This is a genomic window from Natronorubrum amylolyticum (assembly GCF_052040145.1).
Taxonomy (GTDB): Archaea; Halobacteriota; Halobacteria; order Halobacteriales; family Natrialbaceae; genus Natronorubrum.
Window position 1 is genome coordinate 1 of the sequence record NZ_JBPPFW010000012.1, and the last position, 621, is coordinate 621.

Consider the following 621-nt stretch of genomic DNA (forward strand, 5'->3'; position numbering starts at 1 on the left):
GAGGTGAGCTTAGAAGCAGCTACCCTCTAAGAAAAGCGTAACAGCTTACCGGCCGAGGTTCGGCGCGCTTAAAATGATCGGGGCTCAAGTCCACCACCGAGACCTAGCGGCACCTGTCAGAAGGTGATTCCGTAGGTTGGCGTTCTGTTCGGGCGGAAGCATGGTCGAGAGATCATGTGGACCGTTCAGTAACGAAAATCCTGGTCAAAGTAGCAGCGTTAGTCGGGTGAGAACCTCGACGGCCGAATGAGTAAGGGTTCCTCAGCAATGTTAATCAGCTGAGGGTTAGCCGGTCCTAAGTCAGCCCGTAAGTCGAAGCTGACAACAGGGAAATAGGTTAATATTCCTATGCCAGTGTGCATCCAAAGCCGACGCTTTGGGGCCGCCTCTGCTGGGCTTTCGCCCAGTCGAACAGTCGAAATTCGTGGAAGCCGTAATGGCACGAAGCGAACGAATGGCTGGATAGCGAAAGAGAGGCCAACCTAGAGCCCGTGAAAAGGCGAGCACACAGTCCGTACCGAGATCCGACACAGGTACTCATGGCGGCGAAAGCCAAGGTCTGTCGGGAGCAACCGACGTTAGGGAATTCGGCAAGTTAGTCCCGTACGTTCGCAATAAGGG

Annotated in this window: 1 rRNA gene; it reads left to right on the plus strand. The window is 54.6% G+C overall.

The window, feature by feature from the left end:
- Positions 1 to 621 (plus strand): 23S ribosomal RNA (locus ACSFDB_RS20995); the annotation flags it as partial.